Genomic DNA, 25,675 nt, shown 5'->3' with positions numbered 1-25,675 from the left:
CAGTGTGAGGTTTATGTATTATAAGTCCCCCAATCTATTAAGAACGTGTTGAAAATTTAGTGTTATTATATCATTACATAAATTAAAAAGGGAGAGTTACTATGATTACAAAAGTAATTACGAAAAGTAATTGGGAAATCGCAAAAATAATTGGAGAAATTAATGAAGATTCACTTATAGAAGAGGGATTTATTCATTGTTCATTAGTAGATCAAGCTTTAAAAGTTGCAGAAAAATATTTCAAGCATGAAGAAGATGTTTTATTACTTACAATTGATCCAGCCCTATTAAAAGCAGAAGTAAAATATGAACTTGCTTCTAACGGTCAAGAATATCCGCATGTTTACGGAGTAATTAATGTTGAGGCGATTGTAGAGGTTGTTCCATTGCATAAAGAAAACGGAGAGTTTATCCCGCATTAACAGACAGCTCGATTGGTGAGGGCTGATAATCAGTGGGGAATGAACCAAACCCCCACTGATTAAAAAAGATAAGTATGTTATATATGTTAGTGAGAAAAGCGCAAATCATATAGTTAGTGTGTTTTATTATCCGTTTTTTTGTAAAAAATATTGTTTTTATCACACTAATACTGTACGATACATAGTATAAAACATATACTGTATGACATATAGTAATGGAAAAGAGGTGAGTGAATGGATGCTTTATTAAATTCGTTAATTACTGAACTAAGAAGAGGAACATTAACATTAGCGGTTTTAAGCCAGTTAAGAACACCGCAGTATGGGTATTCACTTGTCCAATTATTGGAGAAATCAGGGATCACAATCGATCAAAGTACTTTATATCCACTACTTCGCCGATTAGAAAAGCAAGAGCTAGTGACGAGTAGTTGGGATAAAACGGAGAGTAGACCGCGTAAGTATTACGTTTTAAGTGAATACGGATTAGAGATATTTTTGCAGTTAAAAAAGGAATGGATAAAGGATTCGAAGGAACTTTATAACTTATTAAAGGAGGACAAGAATGAATTTAATTGATATTTATGTCGAGGAAGTAGCGAAGAGATTACCTGAAAAAAATCGTGAAGATATTATTCTTGAACTACGGTCAACAATCGAGGATATGTTACCGGATGATTATAATGAAGATGATGAAAAAAGAGTTCTTGAAAAATTGGGAAGTCCAGTTGCATTAGCTAATGGGTACTTGGATAGACCAATGCATTTAATTGGACCACGTTATTTTGATGTATATATGACATTATTAAAAATGATCTTACCAATCGCAGTTGTAATTGCGCTTATTTCAATGGTTGCAGAAAATTTTATTAGTTATAGTGGTGATCAGGCTGTATTAAATGTTATTTTAAAATTGATAGGTGAAGGCATTGGAAGAACGTTTGAAGTAGGTTTCCAAGTATTTTTCTGGCTGACAGTTGTGTTTGCTGTTATAGAAAGAACGGATAAAGAAAAGGACCCACAACCATTAACAACAAGTTTAAAAAAATGGACGCCAGATGATTTGAAAAATATTGCGTATATCCCGAAGAAAAAGGCGATCTCAAAGTTTGAAGTGTTTGGAGGTCTAATGTGGACGGCAATATGGGCTACACTTTACTTCTATGCGAATCATCTCGTTGGCGTATACAATGGTACGGAAAATGGACTGAAGTTTGTCTCGCCAACTTTTAATCAAGATGTTTTACTGCAGTATTGGCCAATTGTTGTAATTATGATCGTTTTTGAAATAGGTATATCCCTTTATAAATTAGTGCAAGGAAAATGGACGCAAAGATTGGCGATTGGAAATGCTATTCTTCAAGTAGCTGGGACGATAGTATTCATTGTAATTGTAGTAAATCCACATTTATTTAACACAGGATTTATTACGTATTTGGCAAATGCATTTACTATTTCCACAGAGGAGTTTAAAACGTGGCTCATTGGGGGAGGAATTTTCTTCTATACGTTATCTGCTGCAATAAATATATTTGATGGTTTCCGAAAAGCTAGTATTCGTACGTAGATAAAAATCGGAAATTTCGGTAAAATAAAACTATTAAAAAGATAGTGAAATAAGATGAACATGATGAAAGGAAGAAAACAATGATAAGGGAAGCAACGAAAAGAGATTTAGCATACATTTTAGATATTTATAACGATGCGATACTTTATACAACAGCTGTATATGCGTATAAACCTGTAACCCTTGAAAATAGAATAGATTGGTATGAACAAAAAAAGGCCGAAGGGTATCCAATTTTTATATACGAATTAGATAATAAAGTAGTAGGATTTGCGACATTCGGCCCATTTAGAGCGTGGCCTGCTTATAAATATTCAGTTGAACATTCTGTGTATGTAGATAAGACATATAGAAAAAATGGCATTGGGTCTTTATTCATGAAAGAATTAATTAAAATTGCGAAGGAACGAGAGTATATGACCTTAATTGCTGGAATTGATGCAGAGAATGAGAAAAGTATTGCCTTGCATCAAAACTATGGATTTGTTCATGCAGGGACAATAAAAAAAGCTGGTTATAAGTTTAATAAATGGCTAGATTTAGCTTTTTATCAGCTGGAGCTTAACGGTCCTGAAAATCCTATAGAAGAATAAATATTTTTCGGTAGCAAGAAAAAATTCATGCTACCTTTTTCTTATTTTAATAGCTGATGAAAAGGTTTTTTATATTCAATATTGAATTATTAGAAGTTAATATAACGATATGAAAAGAGGGATGGAAATGGAAACTGTCATAAATAAAATAAAAGAGGTACAATCTAATTATGTGGGAATGGAAATTTATTCTACAAAAAACAATCGTATAGTTGCTTCATATAATAGTGAATTAAATATTCCGTTAGCATCAGCAGCAAAATTAGTTATTGGATTTGTAGTAGCACAAATGGTGAAGGAAAATAAACATAATTGGAATGATATACTTCATCACATTAAATTTAATCCGCATGAAGATAGTACGCAGTTATATCCGCATTTACAAGGAAGAACTTCTTTAACACTTAGTCAAGCGGTCGAGGTAATGATAGCTTGTCATGATAGTTACGTTGCACAGTCAGTTGTAATGCACTGTGGTGGATGGGATGCTGTGAAAATGTATGTACAAACGTACTTTTCAAAAATTCATATACAAGAGAATGCTAGAGATGAGAAAAATATTGGAGACTTAAATGAAGTTCTTGCCCTTTTGATACAAACCTTTCAAGGTTATAAATCAGAACCAGAATTATGGGAACCAATTATTAGTGGCATGGTAAGACAACAAGGAGAGTATGAAGAAATCCCATATTATCATTTAGCTCATATGACAGGTGGATTGCTCACAGCTACAATAAATATTGGTATAATAGGAATGTTTAACGAATTTCCGCTTCTTTATGTGATTGGGGGAAAAGATTTACCGAATCGACGTGAAAATAAAGAGGTAGATGAAGCTTTTGCAGTAGTTTTAAAGTACATATACAAAGAATATAGTGAAAACATGCTAGGAGTGAGCGGTTGAAAAGAAACTTAAAGACTTCAACAATCATTATTTTAATTTTAACGATTATTGCTCTTGAAGTTGGAATCGCACTATCTAATCCCAATTTGTCATTAGATACAATTTACTTTGCAGCAATCCTTATTTGTATTGTATTGCTTTTTGGTACACGTGTTTCTGAAAAGAAAGAAAGTAAATCGAAACGAGGGCGAAGAAAAACAGCTCTTATATTTTGGCCATCTATTTTATTGTCTATCACTTGTTTCGCAGTTATAAGTTACATAAGGATAGGCTATGTCTCTGTACCAGGGATAATTGGCTTTTCATGCTTTGTTACATATGGTGGATTCGTATGTATTAGTATTTTAAAGAGAAAAAATAAAATGTAGCTTACTGAGCTGAAAGGAAGCAATATATATGAAACATATAAAGAACGGTACACGCACTGAAGGAGAATATATTAAAAATAAAGTTATTCAATATAATATGTCCATCTTAACAGATGAGGCAAGACAGACGATGGAAGAAGTAAGCCTCGTAGTAAAAAATGAAGAAGGAAAAATTTTTGGTGGCGTAACAGGTACGATGTATTTTTATCACCTTCATATCGACTTTTTATGGGTTGATGAATCAGTTCGTCATGACGGTTATGGTAGCCAACTTTTACATGAAATTGAAGGTATTGCGAAGGAAAAAGGGTGTAGATTAATATTGCTAGATTCATTTAGTTTCCAAGCACCAGAATTTTATAAAAAGCACGGTTACAGGGAGTATGGTGTCGTTGAAGATCACCCGAAAGGTCATAGTCAGCACTTTTTTGAAAAGAGATTATAAAGTGAAACTTTAATCAGTGGGGGTTTTACGGGTAGCCGGATCCCACCAAACTTCTTTGCTTTTGCTGAATTTTGAGGTGGGGTCTTACTGCACGGCAAATAGCGGGATAATAATATTATGTATACTGGTTGATGGGAGAAAGCATATGTACACGTATAAATTGCAACAAGAACAACCAGTCTGTGCAGAAAAAATAAAAAAACTTTATGATTCTGTCGGTTGGTGGCCAGAAAGAAAAGAAGTCGATATTGAAATAATGTTAAAGAATAGTATAGCAATTGGAGTATGGGAAGAAAATGAATTAATTGGATTTGCTAGAGTCGTTTCTGATGGTGTTTTTCGAGCATACATTGAAGAAGTTGTCATACATGAGAGTGTAAGAAATAAAGGTATTGGAGAGAAGATGCTTACAATATTACTTCGAGAAATATCTCATATTGATATTGTTAGTCTATTTTGCGGAGAGAAGCTAATAAAGTTTTATGGTGAGCAACAATTTCAAGCAACGAAGCAAATTGTGATGCATCGTAATCAAACAGGGAAAGAATAAGAGGTGCCAATTAAAATGAATGCAACAAGAGCGTACTGTTTATCGAAAAGAAAAGCGACAGAAGATTCTCCAGATGGTTGGAGTGCAACATGTATGAGGCTTAATAATAAAATATTTGCGATAGTAAATCATGAAGAAGGTGAAAAAGCTGCGATTACATTGAAGTGTGATCCAGAAGTCGCATTAAGAATAAGAGAAGATTATCCAGAAACAATTATTCCAGGGTATCATATGAATAAAAAACATTGGAATACCGTTTATATTCGTAAGGGTATAGAACAGGAGCAAATAAATAAAATGATTGATTGGTCGTATGATTTAGTACTACAATCATTTTCAAAGAAAAAGCAGCAGGAGTTAATGAATTAATATGTATTAGGAGTGTGTGTAATGAAAGATTCGATTAAAAATACGTTTGATAAATTAGCGAGTACATATAAAGAAAATCTAGATTTCGCAAATCCATATAACAGTTATTATGAAAGACCGGCGATGATGGAGCTTATTCCAAAGGAACTAGAAGGAAAAAAGATACTAGATGCTGGATGTGCAGCTGGATGGTATACTTCTCAATTCATAGGAAGAAGAGCAAATGTTACAGCAATTGATATAAGTCCTGAAATGGTAAAAGCAGCAAAAGAAAATATAGGAGAAGAAGCAACGTTCCTTTGTCATGATCTGCAAGAAACATTGCCATTTGAAGATAGTACGTATGATGTGATTGTAAGTTCGTTAACTCTTCATTACTTAGAAAATTGGAATCAAGTATTTCAAGAATTTCGTCGTGTACTGAAGCCAGATGGAGAACTTATTTATTCTATTCATCATCCTTTTATGGATTTCACAAAGTTTCCATGTGAAAATTATTTTGAAAAACAGTTATTAATAGATACTTGGGTTAAACCGAATATTACTATTGAAGTCAAGTTTTTCAGAAGGTCACTACAAGACATAATAAATGAAACTACAAATTATTTTGTATTAGAAGAGATAGTGGAACCGAAGGCAGTTGAAAAGATGAAAGAAGTAGACGAAAAATCATATTATTATCTAAATATGAATCCACATTTTCTTATCATAAAAGCAACTAATAAATAGCTAGTAAAATAACTTTATTTTACTAGCTATTTACAGTTATACATTATATATTAGGAGACTTTAAAATGAATACGAAACGAAATAGAGTATTATATGCACTATTTACTATAGTTGTTATTATTTTAGGTCTTAGCTCAAGGAAGTTTTCTTTTGCACTACCACATCTATTAAATGATTACTTAGGCGATGCTTTATGGGCATTAATGATTTTCACTGGCTTTGGATTTTTGTTTCTTAAAACAGAGACGAAGAAGTTGTCTTTTATTAGTTTAATGTTTTGCTACGGGATTGAAGTGAGCCAATTGTATCATGCTGAATGGATAGATAGCATGCGTGCAACGACTTTGGGTGGACTCGTGTTGGGATACGGTTTTTTGTGGAGTGATTTAGTGGCTTATACAATTGGTGTTGGAGTGGGAATACTGTGTGAGGTTATTTTTCGGAAGAAATAAGAATTGTAAAAGGAGTATTTGTAAATGGAACAAGCACTGGAAATTGCAAAGTTTTGGTTTCAAAATGAACATGTCACAGCTACTGTAATGCAACCAAAAGTAGCGAAGGTTATATGCAAGAATAAAGAGTATATTTTAAAGAGAACGGGATCGATAGACCAACTTCTAGTTGAATTCGATGTTTTGGATCAACTGTATGAAAAGGGAATTAAAGTACAGAGAGTAGTAAAGACAGAAAATGATGAACAATATGTATTATATAAAGAAAAATATTATTGCTTATATGAGTATGTTGCCGGAAGTGTTTTAGAAATAAAAGATACGGATAAGCTGGAAAGGCTAGCAAGTACAATTGGAGAAGAAATAGCTAATCTGCACAAAGCATTATATTCGGTGAATAGTGATCATGAGTTAATAAAAAGAAATTTATATAAGACGGTATTTGAATGGGCTATACCAATTTTAGAAAAGAATGAGTATGTTCATCGAGAGGTAATTCAAAAGATGGAGCGAATGCACACAGATTTCAAGGAAACGGTCCATCCATTACCGAGACAAATTATTCATCGTGATATGCATCTATCAAATGTAATCTTTAAAGATGATAAACTGGAAGGGTTTATAGATTTCGATATTTTAGAAAATAATGTAAAAATATTTGATATATGTTATTGCTGTACAAGTGTATTAAGCGAGGTATTTAGTGATGAAAGATTAAGAGGAAAATGGTTACATATCGTTAGCAAAGTCTTTGAAGGTTATTATAAACAAAATGATTTAACGAAAGAAGAACTAAAAGCTATTTGGTATGTTATGCTTTCAATTCAAATTATCTTTATTGCTTATTTTGTCCAGTTACCAGATTTATTAAAGTTAAATGAAGAAATGTTCTTCTGGATCTTTGCTAATAAGGAAGATATTGAAGAAGTTATAGAAGGTATCGTAAAGGTATGAAAAAAATAATATTAATTGGTTCTGGTGGTTCAGGAAAATCTACACTAGCAAGACAGTTAGGAAATAAATTAAATATTAAGGTGCATCATCTTGATGTATTATTTTGGAAACCGAATTGGGAAGGTGTTCCGAGAGAAGAACAAATAACAGTTCAAAATAACTTAATTAAAGATGAGAAGTGGATTATTGATGGGAATTATGGCGGGACGATGGGTATCAGACTGAATGCAGCTGATACAATTATTTTCCTTGATATTCATAGAACAATTTGTATTTATCGTGCTTTTAAAAGAATTGTAAAATACCGAAATAAAACAAGACCAGATATGGGCGCGGGGTGTGAAGAAAGATTTGATTTGCAATTTTTTAAATGGATATGGGAATATCCTAATGCTAAACGACCTACAATTTTAAAAGAGTTAGAGCAATTGCCCGAAGAGAAAAAGGTTATTGTTTTAAAATCTCCAAATGAGGTTCGGAAATTTTTAGAGCACATATAATAATAGAATGTAACACAAAAATTCTTTGTGGATCTTACCGATTAGTTTAATAAAACTAATCGTTTTTTATTATGAAAAATTTAACGCTTTTTGAAAATTGTATTTTGTAATGAGTATATGACTATAAGTTCATATAAAATGAACGTTTGGAGGAATAGAAAATGACTAACGATTTAATTCAACTAATCGATTCATTAATGGTCAATATTCCAGCTGGAGAGGTAGTATTAAGAGATGATCGAATAAAAAAAGAATGGCTAGTACAAATTCAACCATTTCTTCTTGCAAAGTATGCTGTAACAATGGAACTATATGATGCTATTACAAATAGTACATTAAATAATTTTGAAAAAAATCATAAACCAGTTGTAAATATTTCATGGAACGATGCCATTGCGTTTTGTAATGTACTTTCAAAAATAGCGGGATTAAAAGAATATTATTCTATTAGTGATGTTGGTCAAATTGTGAAATGTAATTTAGATTCGAATGGCTACCGATTACCATCTGAGGCAGAGTGGCAATATGCATGTAAAGCAAGTACAACCGGATATACATACGGGAAACTTCTTGATATAGCGTGGTATAATGAAAATTCAAATGGACAAATTCATGACGTTGGCCAAAAGGAACCGAATGCATGGGGACTTTATGATATGCTAGGGAACGTTTGGGAATGGTGCTATGATTTGTATGATGAAAAAGTATACGGATCATACCGCATTTTTCGTGGAGGTAGTTGGGCGGAGACAGCGAGAGGTTGCGGCGCTACTTGTCGTCGCCGAAGCCATCCCACATTTCATATAGAAGATCTCGGTTTTAGACTTGCTAGGTCAATTTAGCAGGAATATGATACGAACAACAAAGAAAAGAGTATGGAGAGAATCCATACTCTTGCTAACATAGAAATGATTTAACGTAAGGAGTGTTTATAATGGCGCGTGTTTTATGTATTAACGCTGGATCAGAAGGACATATAAATCCAACTTTACCGGTTGTAGAAGAATTGATTTCTCGCGGTGAAGAGGTCGTTTATTTCTCAATAGAAGCTTTCAGGGAGCGGATTGAAAAGACAGGTGCTACTTTACGAACGATTGATGATCAAAAATTTATAAAAGCGTTTCTATCTGGAGGCAGAAATTATTTACAGGAAAGAATAAACGGTCTTCTACATACAGCGGATATTGTTATACCTAGTGTTCTAGAACAAATTGAAGGTGAACATTTTGATTACATAATTCATGATTCTATGTTTGGCTGTGGGCACTTAATTGCTCAAATTCTTAAACTGCCATCCATAAATTCATGTACATCTTTTGCGCAGGATGAAAAATCTTTTGAACAAATGTTAGGTCATCTGTCAAAAAATATTCCAGTAGAAATTCATGATAAAATACAGAATGATTTTCAAAACTTAACGAAGGGAATTGCTGAAAAATATGGTGTTGAAATAAAATCACAGTATGAAGTTTTCTGTAATCCTGCACCCCTTACTATTGTGTATACAATTAAGGAGTTCCAGCCTTTTGGTGATACGTTTGATGAAACATATAAATTTGTAGGACCATCTATCTCTGCACACGTGAAAAACAGAGACGTTGATTTTACTTCAATTGAAGAAAAAAGTCCGATTTATATTTCATTAGGTACTGTTTTTAATGAAGCGATTGACTTTTATAAACTGTGTATGAAGGCCTTTGAGAATAGTGAGCATACAATTGTTATGTCTATTGGTAATAAAACGAAAATAAGTAATCTAGGCGAAATTCCTAAAAACTTCATTGTGAAACACTATGTGCCTCAAACCGAACTGCTTACTTATACGAAACTATTTATTACACACGGCGGGATGAACAGTACGCATGAAGGACTATATAACGGGGTTCTGCTCGTTGTAATACCGCAAAGTGCAGATCAGCCAGCAATCGCAAAGCAAGTGGAGAGTCTTGGAGCAGGAGTTCAATTACATATGAATGAATTAACCGTGGAGAAATTGCGTGAAAGTGTGGAGTTAATTTTAAATAACCCTTCATATAAAGAGGCTGCTTTGAATTTGAAGGAATCATTCCGAACATCGGGTGGATATAAGGAAGCTGTTGATGAAATTTTTACATTTGTAGGTCAGTAATAAATATAAAGTTATACATGAAAAAAGTGTCTATATTAAATGATATAGACACTTTTCTGTTGTAAGAAGAGAAGAATTGTTTAAATGGAAAAAATGAAAATACTAAATGTGAATTTTGAGAACTAAGTCTACAATTTCTGCTGCACACTTTTATTTTATCCCGTATTAACCGACCGTAAAACCCCAACTAATTAAAGTTTTACTTTATGATTTCAGGATGTGGTTTTATATGTTAGTAATAATTTCACTGTTTCTGCACAACTTCTGCACATGCTTAGGCGAGTTCTATGTCATGATATATTCATAAAGTGAAATATTTCACAAGGAAAAAATATATTTTCACTGCGGTGTATGCATAATTAATACATACATCGGTACAAGTTTGTCTCTTGTTATTCTTTTACATCAAAGCCCACATTCCACTACAAAGTATAACAAGAAGGAGACATGAACATGAATAATCGATTTTTAAAACAACTACAAAACATGAAAATGAACAAAAAAAGTTTAGGAGCTGTAGCATTAACAGCTGGAATTATTAGTACGACACTTATTCCTCAAAATGCTTATGCGCACGGTTTTGTTGAAAAGCCCGGTAGCCGATCCGCTTTATGTAGTCCAACTTATGGTGCGCTAAATGTAAACTGCGGAAGTGTTATGTATGAACCACAAAGTTTAGAAGCTCCAAAAGGGTTCCCACAAGGTGGTCCAGTAGATGGACAAGTTGCTTCAGCAGGCGGAAAATTTGGTGGTATTTTAGATCAACAAACAGCAAATCGTTGGTTTAAAAATACAATCACTGGTGGGGAAAATACATTTACTTGGAAGTATACTGCGCCTCACTTAACGAGTAAGTGGCATTACTATATTACTAAAAAAGGATGGAATCCAAATAAAGCGCTAACAAGAGCAGATTTTGAACCAATTGGAACTGTGCAACACGATGGTTCTGCAGCTTCAAATAATTTAACTCATAAAATTAATGTACCTACTGATCGTAGTGGATATCATGTGATTTTAGCAGTATGGGATGTAGCTGATACAGCAAATGCATTCTATAATGTAATTGATGTTAATCTTATTAATGATGTGAAACCAGACATAGAAGCGCCAAGTATTCCAAATGGACTTCAGACGAAAAAAGTAACAGCGAATAGTGTAGAACTAACATGGAACTCTTCTACGGATAATGTAGGGGTAAAAGGATATCAAATCTTCCGTAACGGAGAGATGATAGATACAATACTAGGCACTCATTTTATTGATAAGAAATTACAACCAAGCACAGAATACTCTTATACTGTAAAAGCAATTGACGCAGCTGGAAATGTATCGAAAGAAAGTACAGCGCTTACAGTAAAAACAACAGTTGCGACTCCTGATACAGAAGCACCAACACAACCAAAAGGATTACATAGTATGGGAACGACAGCATCAAGTGTGGATTTAATGTGGAGTCCATCTGACGATAACATTGGTGTAGACCATTATGATATTTATAGAGAAATAGAAGGATTAATGAAAAAGATTGCAACATCCAATACAACTTCTTATATGGATAAAAATCTGCTTGCTAATACTACTTATAAATATGTAGTGAAAGCTGTTGATGTAGCTGGAAATGAATCCGTACAGAGTGATATATTCACAATTACTACAAAAGCTGAAAGCGCTTCATATGAAGCGTGGGATGCAAAAAAAGCATATAAAAAGGGAGATAGAGTTCTACACGAAGGAAAAGTATATGAAGCAGTCCAGAGTTATCAAGGAAATGGTGATCCAAACTGGATTTATGCATTATCATTATGGAAAACAGTGTAAGCTTTACCTAGGCATGAACTAAGAGATGATGGGCTTTGATGCAAAAGGGAATCTTGAGAATTCGCTTTTCTATTTATAAAAAAGACGACGTATTCAGCGTCGTCTTTTTTTCTAAATTTTACTTCCCTTCATTCAATGATGATAAGTCCCGTAATTAATTAAACTAAAGTGTTATTTTAATAAAATAGCGGGAAAAGGAGAGATTTATAGAAAAATCGTTGTGTATGATTCTAAAATGTTTTTGAAAATGTATGGAGTGAAATAAAAAGAACCCTTTGTAAAACGGGTTCTTTTGGTGCGTTAATCTATTAATTACAATCTTGATGATATTCATCACATGAATCTTTATTATCGTTACAGCAAATACAAAATGTTTTTTGCACAAATAAACTAACTATACTAGTAGGGCCTTCCTGTTTCGTAAAAGTAAGACTTTGAAAATCTTCAACTTGAAATATTTTTGTTTGAACAGGTTGTAATGTTGTAGTAATTGGGCGGCTAGATTTTCTTGTTAGAATAGTTACTTGAACGGGTGCACTCATCCCGACAACGAATAACTGAATTAATGTTTTATTATGATTGTTTGTGAAATCCTCAAATACAGTTTGTGGAGCGGTGGTTTCAAGGAAAACAGATAAAGGTATATTTCCATTTGCATTTTCTTCAGAACCAGTTATCGTATGAGTTTCAATAAAACAGTTATTTTTTTGATCGTTCGAATACGATTGGTTTTTATAATATTTTTTACCATCTTTATAAAAATAATTAGCCATAATTATTTTGCTCTCCTTTCTTTGGAATATCAATATATATAGTATTAATTAAAAGGAAAGAGTGCTTGTACTAAAGAATAATATCCGCTCTTGAAAATAATTGAAAAAACAATTTGATATGCATACTATTTGAGAATGTTGTAGTTTCTAACTAAAAATAAGCACACATTAAAGTGTGCTCTAGATAAGAAAGGTAAGAATCTTATGAATGGAGAATCTCCATTCAATAACATATGCTTGTCAAATTTTAAGGTGAAAACTTTTTAACAAGAAAGTTATTCAGAAAATTTTCCTGTGATGATAAAATTATATTTTTGATTTTAAATGTTTGGAATTATGGATGTCGAGATGGATTTTTAAAAAAATTATAGAAATTTAATTTTACTATAAATAAAGGAGCAGTTAGCCAAGTTTAACTAATCGATATATAGATATTATATTGAGTTATGTATTGTATTCGAGGAGGAATAAAGAATGTGTACGTATTGGGAAACGTATTTAGAGAATTCTCCGAGAAGCAAGAAAAAAATAAATGAGCCGTTAGCAAAAGCTAACGGCAAACAGGGATGTCACACTAGATGTATTTATAATATTAAAGAAATATTGATTTTTATTCAAATGGAGAGAAGTAGGCTATTAACATGGAGATGCATAAATTCATATCCTGTAAGTAGTAAATTAATGACGGGATAGATTGAAAATGGATGATCCGATTAAGGAGATAGTTGGTGCTTGGTTTGTTGCAGTAGGGACAATTATTGCTGCGGTTGGTAGTACACCTTTTAAAAAATTGAATGACGAATTAAGAAGAGATTTAAACGTATGGGGGAATGTATTACAGGCAACAGGGAACGGCCTAGAAGCTGATGGACAAGGGGAAATATCTCTTGAAAAAATCGGTAATGAAATCCAATCAATTGGTAATGTAACGGTTTTAACAGGACTCATTATAGAATTTGAAGATAATACACAAAAAAAAGTAGTGATTGCAGGGAATTGGATTCAAGCATTAGGTGGTATTACATCAATAGGTGGTGAATTAGAGGATAGTTCCGACATAGATGAATCGTATAACATTGTTGGGAATGTGTTACAAGCGACTGGAAATTCATTACAGGCAATAGGTGGAATAGATGAATTGAAAGCTAGTCGGGATAAAGTGGAAGAAATTTCGGAAGGAAATGAGGAGGATGGACAGATTATAGTGATTACGGGGAGCTGGATTCAAGCGGTTGGTTCAGTAGTTTCATTAATCGGTCAAATAAGAGAAGAAAGACAAGAGATTTTAGACAACAATTCATAGTGAGTTTAATAAAATATTCTTTTTAAAGTGAAAGCAAACAGAATATAGTGCGAATAGAAAACTAGAGAATGCCAATTTCATTAAGGGTGTTTTAAGACTATGTATGCTAGGTTCTTTGCTTTCAAGTTAAAAGTTCTTTCATTGGAATATTCACTAAAGAGACTTTCAAGTGAATAAGATACAGAGAGGTGACTATATGAATAAACAATATAGTCACCTTTCTATTATGATAACATTTTCGTCATAAGTATATGTGGAATGCTATCTTCCATGAATATATCAGAAGAAGTTTGATAGCCTAATTTTTTATAAAATCCTTCAGCTTGTGTTTGACCGTGTAGCTTCACTTTTGTAACTTGTTCGTTACGAGCAATTTCTTCTAACGTTTGAATGATAACTTTACCTAATCCGTATGTACGATAATCTTTTAAAATACAAATACGTTCTAATTTTCCGACACCATCAACAAATCGTATACGCCCTGTGCCTACAGGAAACTCATGATAATAAACTAAAATATGTTTACATTGCTCTCCGATTTCATCGAATATATCGAATTCATCTGCAAGAGGGACACCTTGTTCTTTTACAAATACTTCTTTTCGAATGTGAAAGGCAGTTTCTAAATCAGTAAGTTCTGTTATAAGTTTGGATTGCAAAATGTTCAGTCCTTTCTAGTGTAATCAGCTTGTGTTTTCATAGTATATCATAATAAAGTGCTATTAAGAGAAGATGAACATACTAAAAAGCCAACTTTAAAAAGTCAGCTTTTATTACAATTCCTTTATCCCATTTTTAGTGCAGATAATTGCTTTACTCGTCATACTTATAAACAATCCTGTTTCAACTACACCAGTAATCATTTTTAATTGGGTGTGTAAATGGGCAGGATTAGAAATATGATTAGAGAATATACAATCGATAATCATGTTATTGTTATCGGTTATATAGGTTTCATTATTTTTCAAACGTAATGTTGTTTGACACCCTAAAGACTGAATTTTATTTTCGGTTTGTTTCCATGAAAAAGGGATGATTTCAACAGGTAATGGAAAATTACCTAAATGTGTTACAAGTTTCGATTCATCAGCAATGATAATTAGTTCTTTAGAGGAAGAGGCAACGATTTTTTCACGAAGTAATGCACCACCACCGCCTTTTATAAGTTGTAAATTTGAATCGATTTCATCCGCTCCATCAATTGTAAGATCAAGACTTTGTACGTCGTTTAACGAAATTAGGGGGATATTTAGTTGCTGTGCTAATGCTTCAGTTTCCTTTGATGTCGGTACAGCTTGAAATGATAATCCTTCTTTTACATACTCACCTAATTTTTGTATTGTCCAATATACAGTAGAACCTGTACCAAGCCCAATCTTCATGCCATCATTTACAAAGTTAGCAGCATATTCGCCAGCGAGTTGTTTTAAATTCATCGCTTTACTCCGCCGGACGTGGCCCAGCATCAAGACTTGAATTTTCAACTGTAAGTACCGGACGAACGACTATATCTTTATGTACACGCATTTGACAAGATAATCGTAAATGATCTTCAATCCCTTTTTCCGTCATTGCATGTTTCTCATTCGCACTCGCTTCACAGAAATCACCTGCTAGTATTTCTACTCTACAAGTCGTGCAACGTGCATTCCCGCCGCAACGATGGAGAATGTTGACACCGCTATCTTCAATTGCTAATACTAACTTTGTTCCTTCTTTCACATCAAAAGTTCCCGCACCTTCAATTGTTAATTTTGGCAAATTTGTTCCTCCTCACGTAAAATTGTACATAACATATTTATGACCGCGAATTCTTGAACATAAACATTATTTTTTTATACCCCCGTAACTTTTTTAAATGTAGAATCGTTTATTAAGTAAGCGCTGAAAAGGAGTGGTTATTTTGTGCACAAAAGTAACTCATGTTTTAAAGAATCATATCGATATGAATCATTCAAATATAATTTTTTTAATTGAACAATATGGAGAGCTAAAAAGATACTGTACTTTTTTAACGAAAAACAAATGGGATGGGGAAGATCTCGCCCAAGAAACGGTGTGTAAAGTGCTTCAAAAATATAGAAATAAAGATATTTGTATGACACTCGTCTATAAAATAGCTAGAAATCGTTGGTTAGATCAGATGAAGTCTAAGTCTGTTCATGAAAAAATAAGAGAACAAATCACTGTTGAAGAACCACATGAGAACATTGCAGATTTGCATGAAATGGTAGGGAAAGTATTGTCTTCATTAAATGTACAGCAATCCGCAATTTTATTATTAAAAGATGTTTTTCAATATAGTATCGCTGATATTGCTAAATTGTGTTCTGTATCAGAAGGTGCAGTGAAAGCTTCTTTATTTCGGAGTAGAAATAGGCTGAAAACTGTAAGTGAAGAAGGGATCGAGATAGTCGAATTCACAGAGGATATTGAAGTTGTTGTAACGTCTATTCGTGAGGAAAGACCGGAATTGTTAACGAAACTTCTTCCGACAATAGATTTTACTAAGTTACCATCTAAACAGCCAGTCTTATTATTTAGTGTAAAAAAACCTTCTTCCTACAGTTGTATGCTTTGCGTTGCATAACAAGTATTGGGGGGATTTAAAATGAATGCAATTCCATATGTAGTAGAACAAACAAAATTAGGAGAACGTTCCTATGATATATATTCAAGGCTATTAAAAGACCGCATTATTATTATCGGTTCAGAAATTAATGATCAAGTAGCGAGTAGTGTCGTAGCTCAACTATTATTTTTAGAAGCAGAAGATGCAGAAAAAGATATATATTTATATATCAATAGCCCAGGAGGTTCAACGACAGCAGGTTTTGCAATATTAGATACGATGAATTTAATTAAACCAGATGTACAAACGCTATGCATGGGCTTTGCGGCATCATTTGGTGCATTGTTATTATTATCAGGAGCAAAAGGAAAACGGTTTGCGCTCCCTAACAGTGAAATTATGATTCATCAGCCGCTTGGTGGTGCACAGGGGCAAGCAACAGAAATTGAAATAACAGCAAAAAGGATATTAAAGTTAAAGCAGGATATTAATAAAATGATTGCAGAAAAAACAGGCCAACCGATTGAAAGAGTAGCGCATGATACAGAAAGAGATTATTTTATGACCGCAGAAGAAGCTAAGGAATATGGAATTGTAGATGATGTTGTTACGAAAAAATAAGATGAAAAAGGCTAGAGGATATGTTAATTCTCTAGCCTTTTTATTAATCTTTTACCCATTCATCAACTAATGCTTGATTTTTTTTAATCCATTTTCGCGCAGCTTCTTCAGGATCTTTTGTTTTATTTAACATGACCATTAACGTACCAAGTTGTTCATCGGTCATTTTCCATTTATCAAAGTATTTTATAACATCTGGGTGATCTTTTTCGAAACCTTTACGAACGGAGTAATAAATGTCATCTTTTTCACCATATACTTTCTTAGGGTCTTTTAAATATTTTAAGTCAAATTCTGAAAAACCCCAATGCGGATTCCAAAGCGTAACAGCGATTGGTTTCTTTTTCGTATATGCTTTCTTTAATTCACTCATCATCGCAGCTTCTGAGGATTGGACAAGTTTTAGTTTTATATCATATTCTTTCATTGCTTTATTCGTTAAATTCATAAGACTACTACCAGGTTCGATACCGACAATTTTATTATCTAATTCATCTTTATGAGCATTTAAGTCTTCAATACTGTTAATATTTTTCACATAGGAAGGTACGACTAGACCAAGTCCAGTACCTTCGTACCATTTTGATTTTAAGACAATATCATCTTTATAACGATCGTTTAGCGGCTTATCCGTAACGGGTAGCCATACTTCTAAATTCGCATCAACATCACCACGAGCGACACCAGTCCAAATTGCGGCTTTTTCTAAATACATGAGCTCAACTTTGTAGCCTTTTTCTTCTAATAAAACTTTCCACATGTTTGCAGTTGCAATATTTTCTTTCCAACTTGTTACACCAAGTTTAATTTTTCCTTTCGAATTTGCATTTGTTGCATTACATGAAGTGAAAATCATAGTAATAAATAATGCAAGGCATATAAACCAAATTTTCTTTCGCATCGAAAACCTCCTAAGTAGTGTTTGCCTTATAAAATAAATGTATAAGTAAGCATTCTTATTATGAACGGAAACGAGAATTTTAAAGAAATCTTATGAATGTCATTTTTATGTAATATTTCTTTGCAAAATCGCAACACTATGTGAATAGATGGGTAGAAAAGGAGTAGTGACATGGATAATACAAAGGTGCGTGTTGAAAACGTAACAAAAGTATTCGGGAAACATCCGCAAAGAGCCCTTTCTTTATTAAAAGAGGGGAAAAGCAAATCGGAAATTTTAAAAGAGACAGGAATGAACGTTGGTGTAAAAAAAGCAACGTTTGAGGTATACTCTGGAGAAATTTTCGTTATTATGGGTTTGTCTGGTAGCGGGAAATCTACGCTAGTTCGTATGTTAAATCAATTGATTAAACCAACTGCAGGTCATATATACATAGATGGTGAAGACATCGCAACGATGGGAAAAGAAGAGTTACGGAGAGTAAGAAGAACGAAAATGAGTATGGTATTTCAGAAGTTCGCTCTATTTCCGCATCGTACGGTTATACAAAATGTTGCATATGGTTTAGAAATACAAGGGGTTTCGGTAGAAGAGCGAGAGAAAAAAGCGTTAGAATCGCTACAGTTAGTAGGACTCGATCATCATAAAGATAATTATCCAAGTCAACTTAGTGGTGGTATGCAGCAGCGCGTTGGAATCGCAAGAGCACTAACGAATAATCCAGATGTATTACTAATGGACGAGTCATTCAGTGCATTAGATCCACTTATTCGAAAAGAAATGCAAGATGAATTGTTAGAGTTACAAGATAAAATGGAAAAAACGATTATATTTATTACACATGATTTAGATGAAGCGCTTCGAATTGGGGATCGTATCGCATTAATGAAAGATGGAGAAATCGTCCAAATTGGAACGCCAGAAGAAATTATGATGAGCCCCGCTAATGAATTCGTAGAAAAGTTTGTTGCGGATGTGAATTTAGGAAAAGTAATTACAGCGGAATCTATATTAAAACGACCAGAAACTTTATTAATTGATCGTGGACCACGTGTAGCCCTTCAAATTATGAGGAATGCAGGTGTTTCAACTGTATATGTTGTCAATAAAAAGTATGAGTTTTTAGGTATATTAACCGCGGATGATGCGAGTAAAGCAGTTCAAAAACAATGGCCGATTGCTGATTTATTACTTAATGATATTCCGCATGTGTATTTAGATACTTTACTGGAAGAGACATATGCAAAAATGGCGGAGATGAAATATCCGTTACCAGTAATCGATGAGAAGAAAAGGCTAAGAGGAATTATTAAACGTGAAAGTGTCATTCAAGCTCTTGCAGGAAACATTGAGGAAGAGGTGAAAGACGATGAATAATATACCACGTATTCCTTTAGGAGAATGGGTCGACTCATTTGTTGCAAGTTTATATGAGCACCTTGAAGGCATATTCCGAGGTTTCTCTTATATTATCGGCGGATTCGTTGATTTACTCACTAATTTTTTAACAATAATACCGGCCATATTGATGATTATTATCCTTTGTTTCCTCATTTGGTACACAACGAGAAAAGTATCATTAATTATTTTTACACTAATCGGCTTATTGTTTATTTTAAATATTAACTACTGGGCACAAACGATGCAAACATTAGCACTCGTACTTACGTCTGTTATTATTTCAATTATTGTCGGAATTCCAATTGGAATATTAGCATCTCAAAATGAACGTTTTTCAAAATTTTTAAAACCAACATTAGATTTTATGCAAACAATGCCGGCATTCGTATACCTCATTCCAGCGATTACATTTTTCGGAGTTGGTGTAGTACCTGGAATTATTGCATCGGTAATCTTTGCAATGCCACCTACAATTCGTTTTACTGACTTAGGAATTAGACAAGTTCCAGAAGATTTAATTGAAGCAGCGAATGCATTTGGATCCACAGCATCACAAAAACTATTTAAAGTACAATTACCACTTGCAACCGGAACGATTATGGCTGGTGTGAACCAAAGCATTATGCTTTCGTTATCAATGGTTGTAACAGCGTCACTTGTAGGAGCTCCTGGGCTTGGAGTTGATGTATATCGCTCGGTAACACAAGTTAATATCGGAATGGGATTTGAAGCTGGATTAGCTATCGTAGTAATCGCAATTATATTAGACCGAATTACACAAGGGTTCCATACGAAAAGAAAATAATGACCAAAAAACACACTTTTATACTACAAAGTGTGTTTTTTATTGCATCCAGTTTACATACGAACGATAACAGAACCTCCAGCTGGTGCACAAACTTGGTTTTGCTGTTGTTCCATGGATTTAATTAATTGATTATTTTCTTCGATTAATGAGATTAATTTAGCTAACTGACTTTCAAGGCTAGCGATGCGCGGCATCATATATTGTGAATCATGATGCAATGTATTCCTTACAGGATGGGGGGAATAAACATACTGTTGATTTATATTTGGATTCCAATGAGGATGCATTTGAATCGTTCCTCCGTCAATAAATTACGGATCTTTCTTATAGTAAATGCCTATATATATTTAATGGTTACTTGAAATTTTTTCATTATAAAAGGAGTATGTACAGAAAATGGAAAATATTATATATGAAGTTAAAGTGCTTTTTTTGAAAAGATTCAAGCGAGATAGTGCGTATATTAATACATTTAAGTGAATGCATGTTGTTTAGGGAGAAATGATGGGAGGAGATGCAATTTTGGCTAAAAATAAAAAAAGAAATGATGCTTTGGCAATAGGTGTCGGTATAGGGGTTGTAATCGGTGTATTTCAAGGGCACTTTACAAATAATTTAGTAATCGGAATTGTGATTGGGATTATAATTGGGATTGCGTTTTTGAAGAAATAATGAGGTGTAAATTCATTTCAAAGTTGTAGTATCAAAAGAATGAATATTCCGAATGTTAAACCTGTTTTTCCTTTTTTTGTGATATTATATATGAAAAGGATGGTGATGGATATGTCAACAAACAATCAAGTAGAACAAAACTGCTTCATTTGCGAAAAACATAAAGGAAATATTATAGTTCCAGGTGGAGCTATTTACGAAGATTAACTCGTTTACGTTGGACATGTCTACTGGGATAGTGAAGAAACATACCTAGGTTATGTAATGATAGATATAAAAAGACATGTACCTGGCCTTGCTGAACTAACAGATGAAGAAGCGAAAGCGTTAGGACTTATAACAAGTAGAGTAAGTAAAGCGCTAAAAGAAAGCGAAGGTGCAGAGCATATTTACACTTTTGTTTCAGGAAATGGTGTACCACATATGCATATGCACATTATTCCACGTTATCCCAATACACCAAAAGAATTTTGGTCACCAACCGAAGTAGCGAAATGGACTGGTGCACCATATGGTGATGAAGAGAAAATAAAAAAACTATGCGAAAGAATACGTAAGTATATGGTAAATGAGTATGCATACAACAAATAATACACAATATTCATGGGTTGGAAATATAGAAATGTGTTTAGGAGAAATTTCAGTTAAGCAATATGGTGATATTGTACTTGGTAAATATGGCGGGAATATAAGTGCTGGAGCGAAAAAGAATGAAGATGGTGCGTTAGTTTGGTCGAATGATGATTGGGAGTTTACAGCTATTTTAGATGGACATAATAGTGCGGAAAGTGTTGATTTAGTAGTAAATACAATCGAAAAAGAATATGAAAATATAAGAATAATTTTGAATGAACCAATTGATACAGTATTTCGATCTGTTGAAAATCATATACTTTCAATTTTTCAATCCTCTTCATTTAAAGAAAAATGCCAAAGAATTAAAGGTGAAACAGCTTGCTTACTATGTGTAAGAAAAGAAAATTATATATGGTGGCTTTCTATTGGTGATTGTTTAGTGTATGTATTTCATGAAGAGTTACATAAGTTAGGGCAATATGCATTAAATCAACGTCATTTTTACGAATGGATTGGAAATGTAAACACATTTGATTTACCTGTTCCTTGTTATTCATCAGGTATTCGTGAATTACGTACTGGAAAGAACCGAATTGTAATGGTGACAGATGGGGTATTAGAATGCGGGGAACGCCGATATGAAACGCCATTAAATCTGTATAATAATATGAATAGAAATAATATTAAACTTAAAGAAAATGTTCACAATGTTTTAGAACATGTTCATCATCAATTCGGACGAGATAGTGCGACCATTATTAGTTGGGATGTTGAAAATAAAGATAATGCTACGTATCCGAGTGATCAGCCGGAGAAAAGGTAAAGGAGGAGGCCTTTCTGTTTCTTTTGAAACTAATTGTCTTATTGTTATGGATTATAATTTTAATTTTTTTAGAAAAAATCGTGAGGAAGAAGTTAAATATACCGAGACAAACAGGATGGAATAGTAAATATGTCAGTCAATCACATAAATGGGGACAATGGATCATCATTATTTCTTATGTAGTACTTATGATGATAGGTTCAATTTGGAATCCAATATACATGACTTATATACCAATTTTCTTTTTTATGACGTTGTACATTTTTCAAGGATATATGCAGTGGAAATATGATAGTAAAGCAAAAGAATATATTATTTCGTTTGGAATTGTTCCGTTATTAATAATTACAGGTATTATTTTGAATGTATTCTATAATACGTATTGGTGATGGATGGTCATACAAATAAAGGGTGAGAAAATGATAAGACCACATTTACGGGCTGAAGTAATGATTGTAAACGACGAACATTCAAAAGTACTAGTACAATGTGATGAAAACGAATCATTTTATCGTTTTCCAGGTGGCTCTATTGAATTTGGTGAAACGTCAAAAGAAGCAATAATTCGAGAGTTAATAGAAGAATACGATTTGAAAGTTCATGTTCAAGAGTTAGCAATTGTAAATGAACACATTTTTGAGTGGGACAACGAAAAAGGTCATCATTGTACATTGATATATTGGGGGACTGTTGAAAAAATCATTACAAATGAAATAAGGCATAAAGAGCATGAGGATATTATATTAATTTGGAAAAGTCTAGAGGAATTACAGGAGAAGCCGACATATCCTGAAGGAATCATAAGTTATTTAGAAGGGGATAACCGTAATATAGTCCAATTTATTTCAAGTAATTAAATGAAATAATAGGAGGGGTGAAAATAGGAGCTTCTACTTTTTGGATTATAACTATTGTTTTTTGTATAGCTGTCTATTTTCTCGATAAGTTTTTAAGAAAAAAATTGAATATGCCCAAGGGTGGTTTTTGGGGATATAAGAAACATGTAAATAGTTTACATAAAAAATTGGAAATAGGACTACTTTTTATTTATTTAATAACTAGCTTTATGTTTATCTTTAAATTCGAAAGTGTTAATATTGCTTATGTCATTTTTACTTATTTAGGTGGGAAGTTAATCTTAAGAGCATTGATGGAATGGAAGTATGATAGAGAGTCGAAAGAATATATATTTTCGGTAATTGGGGTATTCACGTTTATTTTTATGACTTCGATACTATTTTACTTCTTTCCACCTGCTGTATAATAAAAAAATTGATAGTATAAATAATAAGATAACTAACGAATAAGAAACCATTTACTTAGGAATAAACGGTTTCTTATTCTGTGTATGAAATTCTGTCTTTTTCATTCAATCATTTATTTTAGCTAGTATGAATGTAATGAAATTTGTTTTGTCCTCCGCATACTTATGTTTATCAGTAGGATTAGCTTGTGAAAGTTGAATTTTTAATTGTTCATACTGTATACGAGATGTTTTATTGTCTATTAAGTAATCTCGAAATTGTAATTGTTCTATTAAATATTTATTTCCTTGTTCATACATATGAATTTGATGAGTTCGTGGCTCTCCTTTATTAAAATAGTATCTTTCAGGCAATACATCTTTTCTGTATTTATAATTTAGTAGTTCCAACTTTGCGATACATTGTATGCCAACTGCATTATCTTTTAGTTCTATTGCTATATCAATAATTGGCTTTGCACTTAAATATGGAATAGAAGTACTACCAATATGGTGTATCGCTAAAATATGTTCGCCAATTTGTTCCTCAATGATTTGTTTCTCTTTCATAAACTCAATTTCCCATTCTTCAGTCCACGGCACTAAAAACACTTTCCCATACGGTAAACCTAACATTTAATTAGCACCTCTTTCAAAATAGTTTTCAAAAAGTTTATTACATCTTCTTAAAGCTTCTCAAAACAAGGTGTTCCCACAATCTCCAAGGAAGAATCTTCTTCGTAAAGATCATAAATTTTACACCTTTTCCAATAGGATATCGTAAAGTAGTACGCTTTGTTTCAGCAATTTCAACGATTTTATTAGCAACATCTATCGGATGACCAAATGTATCACTACCGCTATTAATATGTTTTTGTATTTTATCCATATATTCTTTGTAAGGAGATGTTGTATCAGATTGGTTTTCAGCTAGTTGTTTACCAACCTCCCATATATTTGTGTTGTAAGAACCAGGTTCAATTAAAGCGACGTCTATTCCGAAAGGTTTTAATTCTAAGCGAAGCGATTCACTCCAGCCTTCTAATGCATATTTTGAAGATACATAAGGAGATAAACCAGGAAATCCAACTTGGCCGCTAATGCTGCTTATATTAATGATTTTTCCGCTTTTTTGTTCTCTCATATATGGTAAAACAAGCTGGGTAATTGATATAGCTCCAAATAGGTTCGTTTCAAATTGTTTACGGTATTCCTCTACTGGAATTTCTTCTACAAAGCCGCCATTTGCATATCCTGCATTATTAACAAGAAGGTCTACTTTTTGTATTTCTTTTAAAAATAATTGGAAGTTATGTATAGAATTTTGATCGGTTACATCTAATTGTTGAATTTTTATGTTTTGTTGTAAGTTGAGTTGAGTAGCTTGAGATAGTAAGTTTACTTGTTTTTCAAGGTTTCGCATTGTAGCGATAACTAAATAATCTTTTTTTGCGAGTTCGAGTGTAGTTAATAGTCCAAATCCACTTGAGGCTCCTGTAATTATTGCGATTTTTTTATTCATTTTCCGCCAGCTTTCTTTTTCTTTTATCATAACGAGTTATGATAAGAAAATCTATTATTCTTACATTTAGTATGAAATCAATTTGTATGTAAAAAAGGGGATTATAGGGAATGAGCGTATATAGAGTAGTGTATATTAATATGATAATGAAATGAGGGAAAAAAATGGTCCATGTGAAAGATGTATTAGCAGATCAGCTATTAGCGAATGCAAATGATCCTAGTTGGTATATGCCATTTTCCGATGCAGTTAAGGATTTATCTGAGAGGGAAGCTTGCTGGAAACCGAATGAAGAGAGTAATAGTATAGCTGAAATCGTACAACATTTACTGTATTGGAACTCTACGTGGCAAACTAGGTATAAAGAATCAAATGTGAATGCAGTACCCGCTATAGGAGATAATAACAAAAGTTTTATGCTTTCAGATAATCAAACTTTCGATGAATTACGGGAAAAACTACTAGAAAAACTGTTACAATGGCAAAATCTCATTAATGAAGAAAAGGTTGAAAGTGATGTAGTGGGATTTCCTGTTTCTGCAAAGTGGTGGGAAGTGTTAGCGAATGTAACAACTCATAATGCATATCATATTGGGCAAATTATTTACATCCGAAAATTACAGCAGAGCTTTGAGAATGAATAAGATAATAGTTCTCA

The 25,675-nt window shown here is 33.0% G+C and carries 36 protein-coding genes and 1 pseudogene; 29 read left to right on the top strand and 8 right to left on the bottom strand.

The window, feature by feature from the left end; all coding sequences use genetic code 11:
• Positions 1 to 101: 101 nt before the first annotated feature.
• The 16 genes from NZ044_RS13865 (at position 102) to NZ044_RS13790 (ending at position 11,802) form a co-directional block, all read left to right on the top strand.
• A complete protein-coding gene (locus NZ044_RS13865) occupies positions 102 to 422 on the top strand; it encodes a DUF952 domain-containing protein (protein ID WP_000629079.1) in 321 nt (106 codons plus the stop codon).
• Positions 423 to 656: 234 nt separating this feature from the next.
• The gene (locus NZ044_RS13860; protein WP_000339346.1) at positions 657 to 1,001 is read left to right on the top strand and encodes a PadR family transcriptional regulator; all 345 of its coding nucleotides are present in this window, start codon (positions 657 to 659) and stop codon (positions 999 to 1,001) included.
• Positions 988 to 1,989, top strand: a complete 1,002-nt coding sequence (locus tag NZ044_RS13855; protein WP_001048843.1) for an HAAS signaling domain-containing protein — start codon at positions 988 to 990, stop codon at positions 1,987 to 1,989. The genes NZ044_RS13860 and NZ044_RS13855 overlap by 14 nt, the downstream gene beginning before the upstream one ends.
• A gap of 80 nt (positions 1,990 to 2,069) precedes the next feature.
• Complete coding sequence (locus tag NZ044_RS13850) at positions 2,070 to 2,582, top strand: GNAT family N-acetyltransferase (RefSeq protein ID WP_000617519.1); 513 nt, start codon at positions 2,070 to 2,072, stop codon at positions 2,580 to 2,582.
• A gap of 127 nt (positions 2,583 to 2,709) precedes the next feature.
• Positions 2,710 to 3,486, top strand: coding sequence for a serine hydrolase (locus tag NZ044_RS13845; RefSeq protein WP_000450757.1), 777 nt, complete (start codon positions 2,710 to 2,712; stop codon positions 3,484 to 3,486).
• Positions 3,483 to 3,854 (top strand): hypothetical protein, encoded by a 372-nt coding sequence (locus NZ044_RS13840; RefSeq protein WP_340949800.1) that lies wholly within the window; start codon positions 3,483 to 3,485, stop codon positions 3,852 to 3,854. The genes NZ044_RS13845 and NZ044_RS13840 overlap by 4 nt, the downstream gene beginning before the upstream one ends.
• Before the next feature lie 28 nt (positions 3,855 to 3,882).
• Complete coding sequence (locus NZ044_RS13835; protein ID WP_000680538.1) at positions 3,883 to 4,299, top strand: GNAT family N-acetyltransferase; 417 nt, start codon at positions 3,883 to 3,885, stop codon at positions 4,297 to 4,299.
• Between the two features lie 145 nt (positions 4,300 to 4,444).
• On the top strand, positions 4,445 to 4,849 hold the full coding sequence (locus tag NZ044_RS13830; RefSeq protein ID WP_098506163.1) for a GNAT family N-acetyltransferase: 405 nt from the start codon (positions 4,445 to 4,447) through the stop codon (positions 4,847 to 4,849).
• 15 nt (positions 4,850 to 4,864) lie between these two features.
• Positions 4,865 to 5,218 carry an MmcQ/YjbR family DNA-binding protein gene (locus NZ044_RS13825; protein ID WP_000994625.1) on the top strand — a complete coding sequence of 118 codons (354 nt, stop codon included), beginning with the start codon at positions 4,865 to 4,867 and terminating at the stop codon, positions 5,216 to 5,218.
• A 21-nt stretch (positions 5,219 to 5,239) separates the two neighbouring features.
• On the top strand, positions 5,240 to 5,947 hold the full coding sequence (locus NZ044_RS13820; RefSeq protein WP_098506161.1) for a class I SAM-dependent methyltransferase: 708 nt from the start codon (positions 5,240 to 5,242) through the stop codon (positions 5,945 to 5,947).
• Positions 5,948 to 6,012: 65 nt separating this feature from the next.
• Entirely contained in the window at positions 6,013 to 6,399 is a 387-nt protein-coding gene (locus NZ044_RS13815; RefSeq protein ID WP_001093452.1) for a ribosomal maturation YjgA family protein, read from the top strand.
• Positions 6,400 to 6,423: 24 nt separating this feature from the next.
• Positions 6,424 to 7,353 carry a phosphotransferase enzyme family protein gene (locus NZ044_RS13810; RefSeq protein ID WP_000434085.1) on the top strand — a complete coding sequence of 310 codons (930 nt, stop codon included), beginning with the start codon at positions 6,424 to 6,426 and terminating at the stop codon, positions 7,351 to 7,353.
• A complete protein-coding gene (locus tag NZ044_RS13805) occupies positions 7,350 to 7,853 on the top strand; it encodes a DNA topology modulation protein (RefSeq protein ID WP_000720571.1) in 504 nt (167 codons plus the stop codon). The genes NZ044_RS13810 and NZ044_RS13805 overlap by 4 nt, the downstream gene beginning before the upstream one ends.
• A gap of 161 nt (positions 7,854 to 8,014) precedes the next feature.
• Complete coding sequence (locus tag NZ044_RS13800; RefSeq protein ID WP_079245606.1) at positions 8,015 to 8,695, top strand: formylglycine-generating enzyme family protein; 681 nt, start codon at positions 8,015 to 8,017, stop codon at positions 8,693 to 8,695.
• A 92-nt stretch (positions 8,696 to 8,787) separates the two neighbouring features.
• The gene (locus tag NZ044_RS13795; RefSeq protein ID WP_098506157.1) at positions 8,788 to 9,981 is read left to right on the top strand and encodes a macrolide family glycosyltransferase; all 1,194 of its coding nucleotides are present in this window, start codon (positions 8,788 to 8,790) and stop codon (positions 9,979 to 9,981) included.
• Positions 9,982 to 10,434: 453 nt separating this feature from the next.
• Positions 10,435 to 11,802, top strand: coding sequence for a lytic polysaccharide monooxygenase (locus NZ044_RS13790; RefSeq protein WP_014895274.1), 1,368 nt, complete (start codon positions 10,435 to 10,437; stop codon positions 11,800 to 11,802).
• Between the two features lie 308 nt (positions 11,803 to 12,110).
• Here NZ044_RS13790 and NZ044_RS13785 read toward each other — a convergent pair whose 3' ends face one another.
• Positions 12,111 to 12,575 carry a hypothetical protein gene (locus NZ044_RS13785; RefSeq protein ID WP_000024965.1) on the bottom strand — a complete coding sequence of 155 codons (465 nt, stop codon included), beginning with the start codon at positions 12,573 to 12,575 and terminating at the stop codon, positions 12,111 to 12,113.
• A 474-nt stretch (positions 12,576 to 13,049) separates the two neighbouring features.
• Between NZ044_RS13785 and NZ044_RS13780 the strand changes: the two genes are divergently transcribed.
• Together NZ044_RS13780 and NZ044_RS13775 are read left to right on the top strand one after the other, a co-directional pair.
• Positions 13,050 to 13,268 (top strand): hypothetical protein, encoded by a 219-nt coding sequence (locus NZ044_RS13780; RefSeq protein ID WP_000337734.1) that lies wholly within the window; start codon positions 13,050 to 13,052, stop codon positions 13,266 to 13,268.
• A gap of 7 nt (positions 13,269 to 13,275) precedes the next feature.
• Complete coding sequence (locus NZ044_RS13775) at positions 13,276 to 13,878, top strand: DUF6944 family repetitive protein (RefSeq protein WP_000342605.1); 603 nt, start codon at positions 13,276 to 13,278, stop codon at positions 13,876 to 13,878.
• Positions 13,879 to 14,102: 224 nt separating this feature from the next.
• Here the strand turns inward: NZ044_RS13775 and NZ044_RS13770 are convergent, their stop codons facing one another.
• The 3 genes from NZ044_RS13770 to NZ044_RS13760 form a co-directional block, all read right to left on the bottom strand.
• The gene (locus tag NZ044_RS13770) at positions 14,103 to 14,537 is read right to left on the bottom strand and encodes a GNAT family N-acetyltransferase (protein WP_001190875.1); all 435 of its coding nucleotides are present in this window, start codon (positions 14,535 to 14,537) and stop codon (positions 14,103 to 14,105) included.
• 114 nt (positions 14,538 to 14,651) lie between these two features.
• Positions 14,652 to 15,314, bottom strand: coding sequence for a ribose 5-phosphate isomerase A (gene rpiA / locus NZ044_RS13765; protein ID WP_001049995.1), 663 nt, complete (start codon positions 15,312 to 15,314; stop codon positions 14,652 to 14,654).
• Between the two features lie 4 nt (positions 15,315 to 15,318).
• On the bottom strand, positions 15,319 to 15,639 hold the full coding sequence (locus tag NZ044_RS13760; RefSeq protein ID WP_001125391.1) for a 2Fe-2S iron-sulfur cluster-binding protein: 321 nt from the start codon (positions 15,637 to 15,639) through the stop codon (positions 15,319 to 15,321).
• Positions 15,640 to 15,781: 142 nt separating this feature from the next.
• Between NZ044_RS13760 and NZ044_RS13755 the strand changes: the two genes are divergently transcribed.
• Together NZ044_RS13755 and clpP are read left to right on the top strand one after the other, a co-directional pair.
• Positions 15,782 to 16,468, top strand: coding sequence for an RNA polymerase subunit sigma-70 (locus tag NZ044_RS13755; RefSeq protein ID WP_340949798.1), 687 nt, complete (start codon positions 15,782 to 15,784; stop codon positions 16,466 to 16,468).
• Between the two features lie 21 nt (positions 16,469 to 16,489).
• On the top strand, positions 16,490 to 17,071 hold the full coding sequence (gene clpP / locus NZ044_RS13750) for an ATP-dependent Clp endopeptidase proteolytic subunit ClpP (RefSeq protein ID WP_098506152.1): 582 nt from the start codon (positions 16,490 to 16,492) through the stop codon (positions 17,069 to 17,071).
• A 43-nt stretch (positions 17,072 to 17,114) separates the two neighbouring features.
• On the opposite strand, the gene NZ044_RS13745 is transcribed toward clpP, so the two are convergent.
• A complete protein-coding gene (locus NZ044_RS13745; RefSeq protein WP_001227626.1) occupies positions 17,115 to 17,972 on the bottom strand; it encodes a glycine betaine ABC transporter substrate-binding protein in 858 nt (285 codons plus the stop codon).
• 171 nt (positions 17,973 to 18,143) lie between these two features.
• Between NZ044_RS13745 and NZ044_RS13740 the strand changes: the two genes are divergently transcribed.
• Positions 18,144 to 19,349 carry a quaternary amine ABC transporter ATP-binding protein gene (locus NZ044_RS13740; RefSeq protein ID WP_000370608.1) on the top strand — a complete coding sequence of 402 codons (1,206 nt, stop codon included), beginning with the start codon at positions 18,144 to 18,146 and terminating at the stop codon, positions 19,347 to 19,349.
• Positions 19,342 to 20,178 (top strand): ABC transporter permease, encoded by an 837-nt coding sequence (locus NZ044_RS13735; RefSeq protein WP_001059837.1) that lies wholly within the window; start codon positions 19,342 to 19,344, stop codon positions 20,176 to 20,178. The genes NZ044_RS13740 and NZ044_RS13735 overlap by 8 nt, the downstream gene beginning before the upstream one ends.
• 53 nt (positions 20,179 to 20,231) lie before the next feature.
• On the opposite strand, the gene NZ044_RS13730 is transcribed toward NZ044_RS13735, so the two are convergent.
• Entirely contained in the window at positions 20,232 to 20,468 is a 237-nt protein-coding gene (locus NZ044_RS13730) for a hypothetical protein (RefSeq protein ID WP_000553346.1), read from the bottom strand.
• 217 nt (positions 20,469 to 20,685) lie between these two features.
• Between NZ044_RS13730 and NZ044_RS13725 the strand changes: the two genes are divergently transcribed.
• The 6 genes and pseudogenes from NZ044_RS13725 (at position 20,686) to NZ044_RS13700 (ending at position 23,516) form a co-directional block, all read left to right on the top strand.
• A complete protein-coding gene (locus NZ044_RS13725; RefSeq protein ID WP_000508401.1) occupies positions 20,686 to 20,853 on the top strand; it encodes a hypothetical protein in 168 nt (55 codons plus the stop codon).
• Positions 20,854 to 20,952: 99 nt separating this feature from the next.
• Positions 20,953 to 21,444, top strand: a pseudogene (locus NZ044_RS13720) (HIT family protein).
• The gene (locus NZ044_RS13715; protein WP_057187472.1) at positions 21,422 to 22,252 is read left to right on the top strand and encodes a PP2C family serine/threonine-protein phosphatase; all 831 of its coding nucleotides are present in this window, start codon (positions 21,422 to 21,424) and stop codon (positions 22,250 to 22,252) included. Before NZ044_RS13720 ends, NZ044_RS13715 begins: the two are co-directional and overlap by 23 nt.
• 23 nt (positions 22,253 to 22,275) lie before the next feature.
• A complete protein-coding gene (locus NZ044_RS13710) occupies positions 22,276 to 22,641 on the top strand; it encodes a DUF4181 domain-containing protein (protein ID WP_000767737.1) in 366 nt (121 codons plus the stop codon).
• A gap of 30 nt (positions 22,642 to 22,671) precedes the next feature.
• Entirely contained in the window at positions 22,672 to 23,109 is a 438-nt protein-coding gene (locus NZ044_RS13705) for an NUDIX domain-containing protein (protein WP_000620904.1), read from the top strand.
• Between the two features lie 23 nt (positions 23,110 to 23,132).
• On the top strand, positions 23,133 to 23,516 hold the full coding sequence (locus NZ044_RS13700; protein ID WP_041488163.1) for a DUF4181 domain-containing protein: 384 nt from the start codon (positions 23,133 to 23,135) through the stop codon (positions 23,514 to 23,516).
• Positions 23,517 to 23,621: 105 nt separating this feature from the next.
• On the opposite strand, the gene NZ044_RS13695 is transcribed toward NZ044_RS13700, so the two are convergent.
• Entirely contained in the window at positions 23,622 to 24,131 is a 510-nt protein-coding gene (locus tag NZ044_RS13695) for a GrpB family protein (RefSeq protein ID WP_000901210.1), read from the bottom strand.
• Between the two features lie 40 nt (positions 24,132 to 24,171).
• The gene (locus NZ044_RS13690; RefSeq protein WP_216364056.1) at positions 24,172 to 25,017 is read right to left on the bottom strand and encodes an oxidoreductase; all 846 of its coding nucleotides are present in this window, start codon (positions 25,015 to 25,017) and stop codon (positions 24,172 to 24,174) included.
• Between the two features lie 164 nt (positions 25,018 to 25,181).
• On the opposite strand from NZ044_RS13690, the gene NZ044_RS13685 reads away from it, so the two are divergent.
• Positions 25,182 to 25,661, top strand: coding sequence for a DinB family protein (locus NZ044_RS13685; RefSeq protein ID WP_000233789.1), 480 nt, complete (start codon positions 25,182 to 25,184; stop codon positions 25,659 to 25,661).
• Positions 25,662 to 25,675 lie beyond the last annotated feature (14 nt).

The sequence above is a fragment of the Bacillus sp. FSL K6-1338 genome (assembly GCF_038006965.1).
In the GTDB taxonomy this organism is placed as follows: domain Bacteria; phylum Bacillota; class Bacilli; order Bacillales; family Bacillaceae_G; genus Bacillus_A; species Bacillus_A thuringiensis_S.
This window is presented reverse-complemented; position numbering and strand designations above follow the sequence as displayed.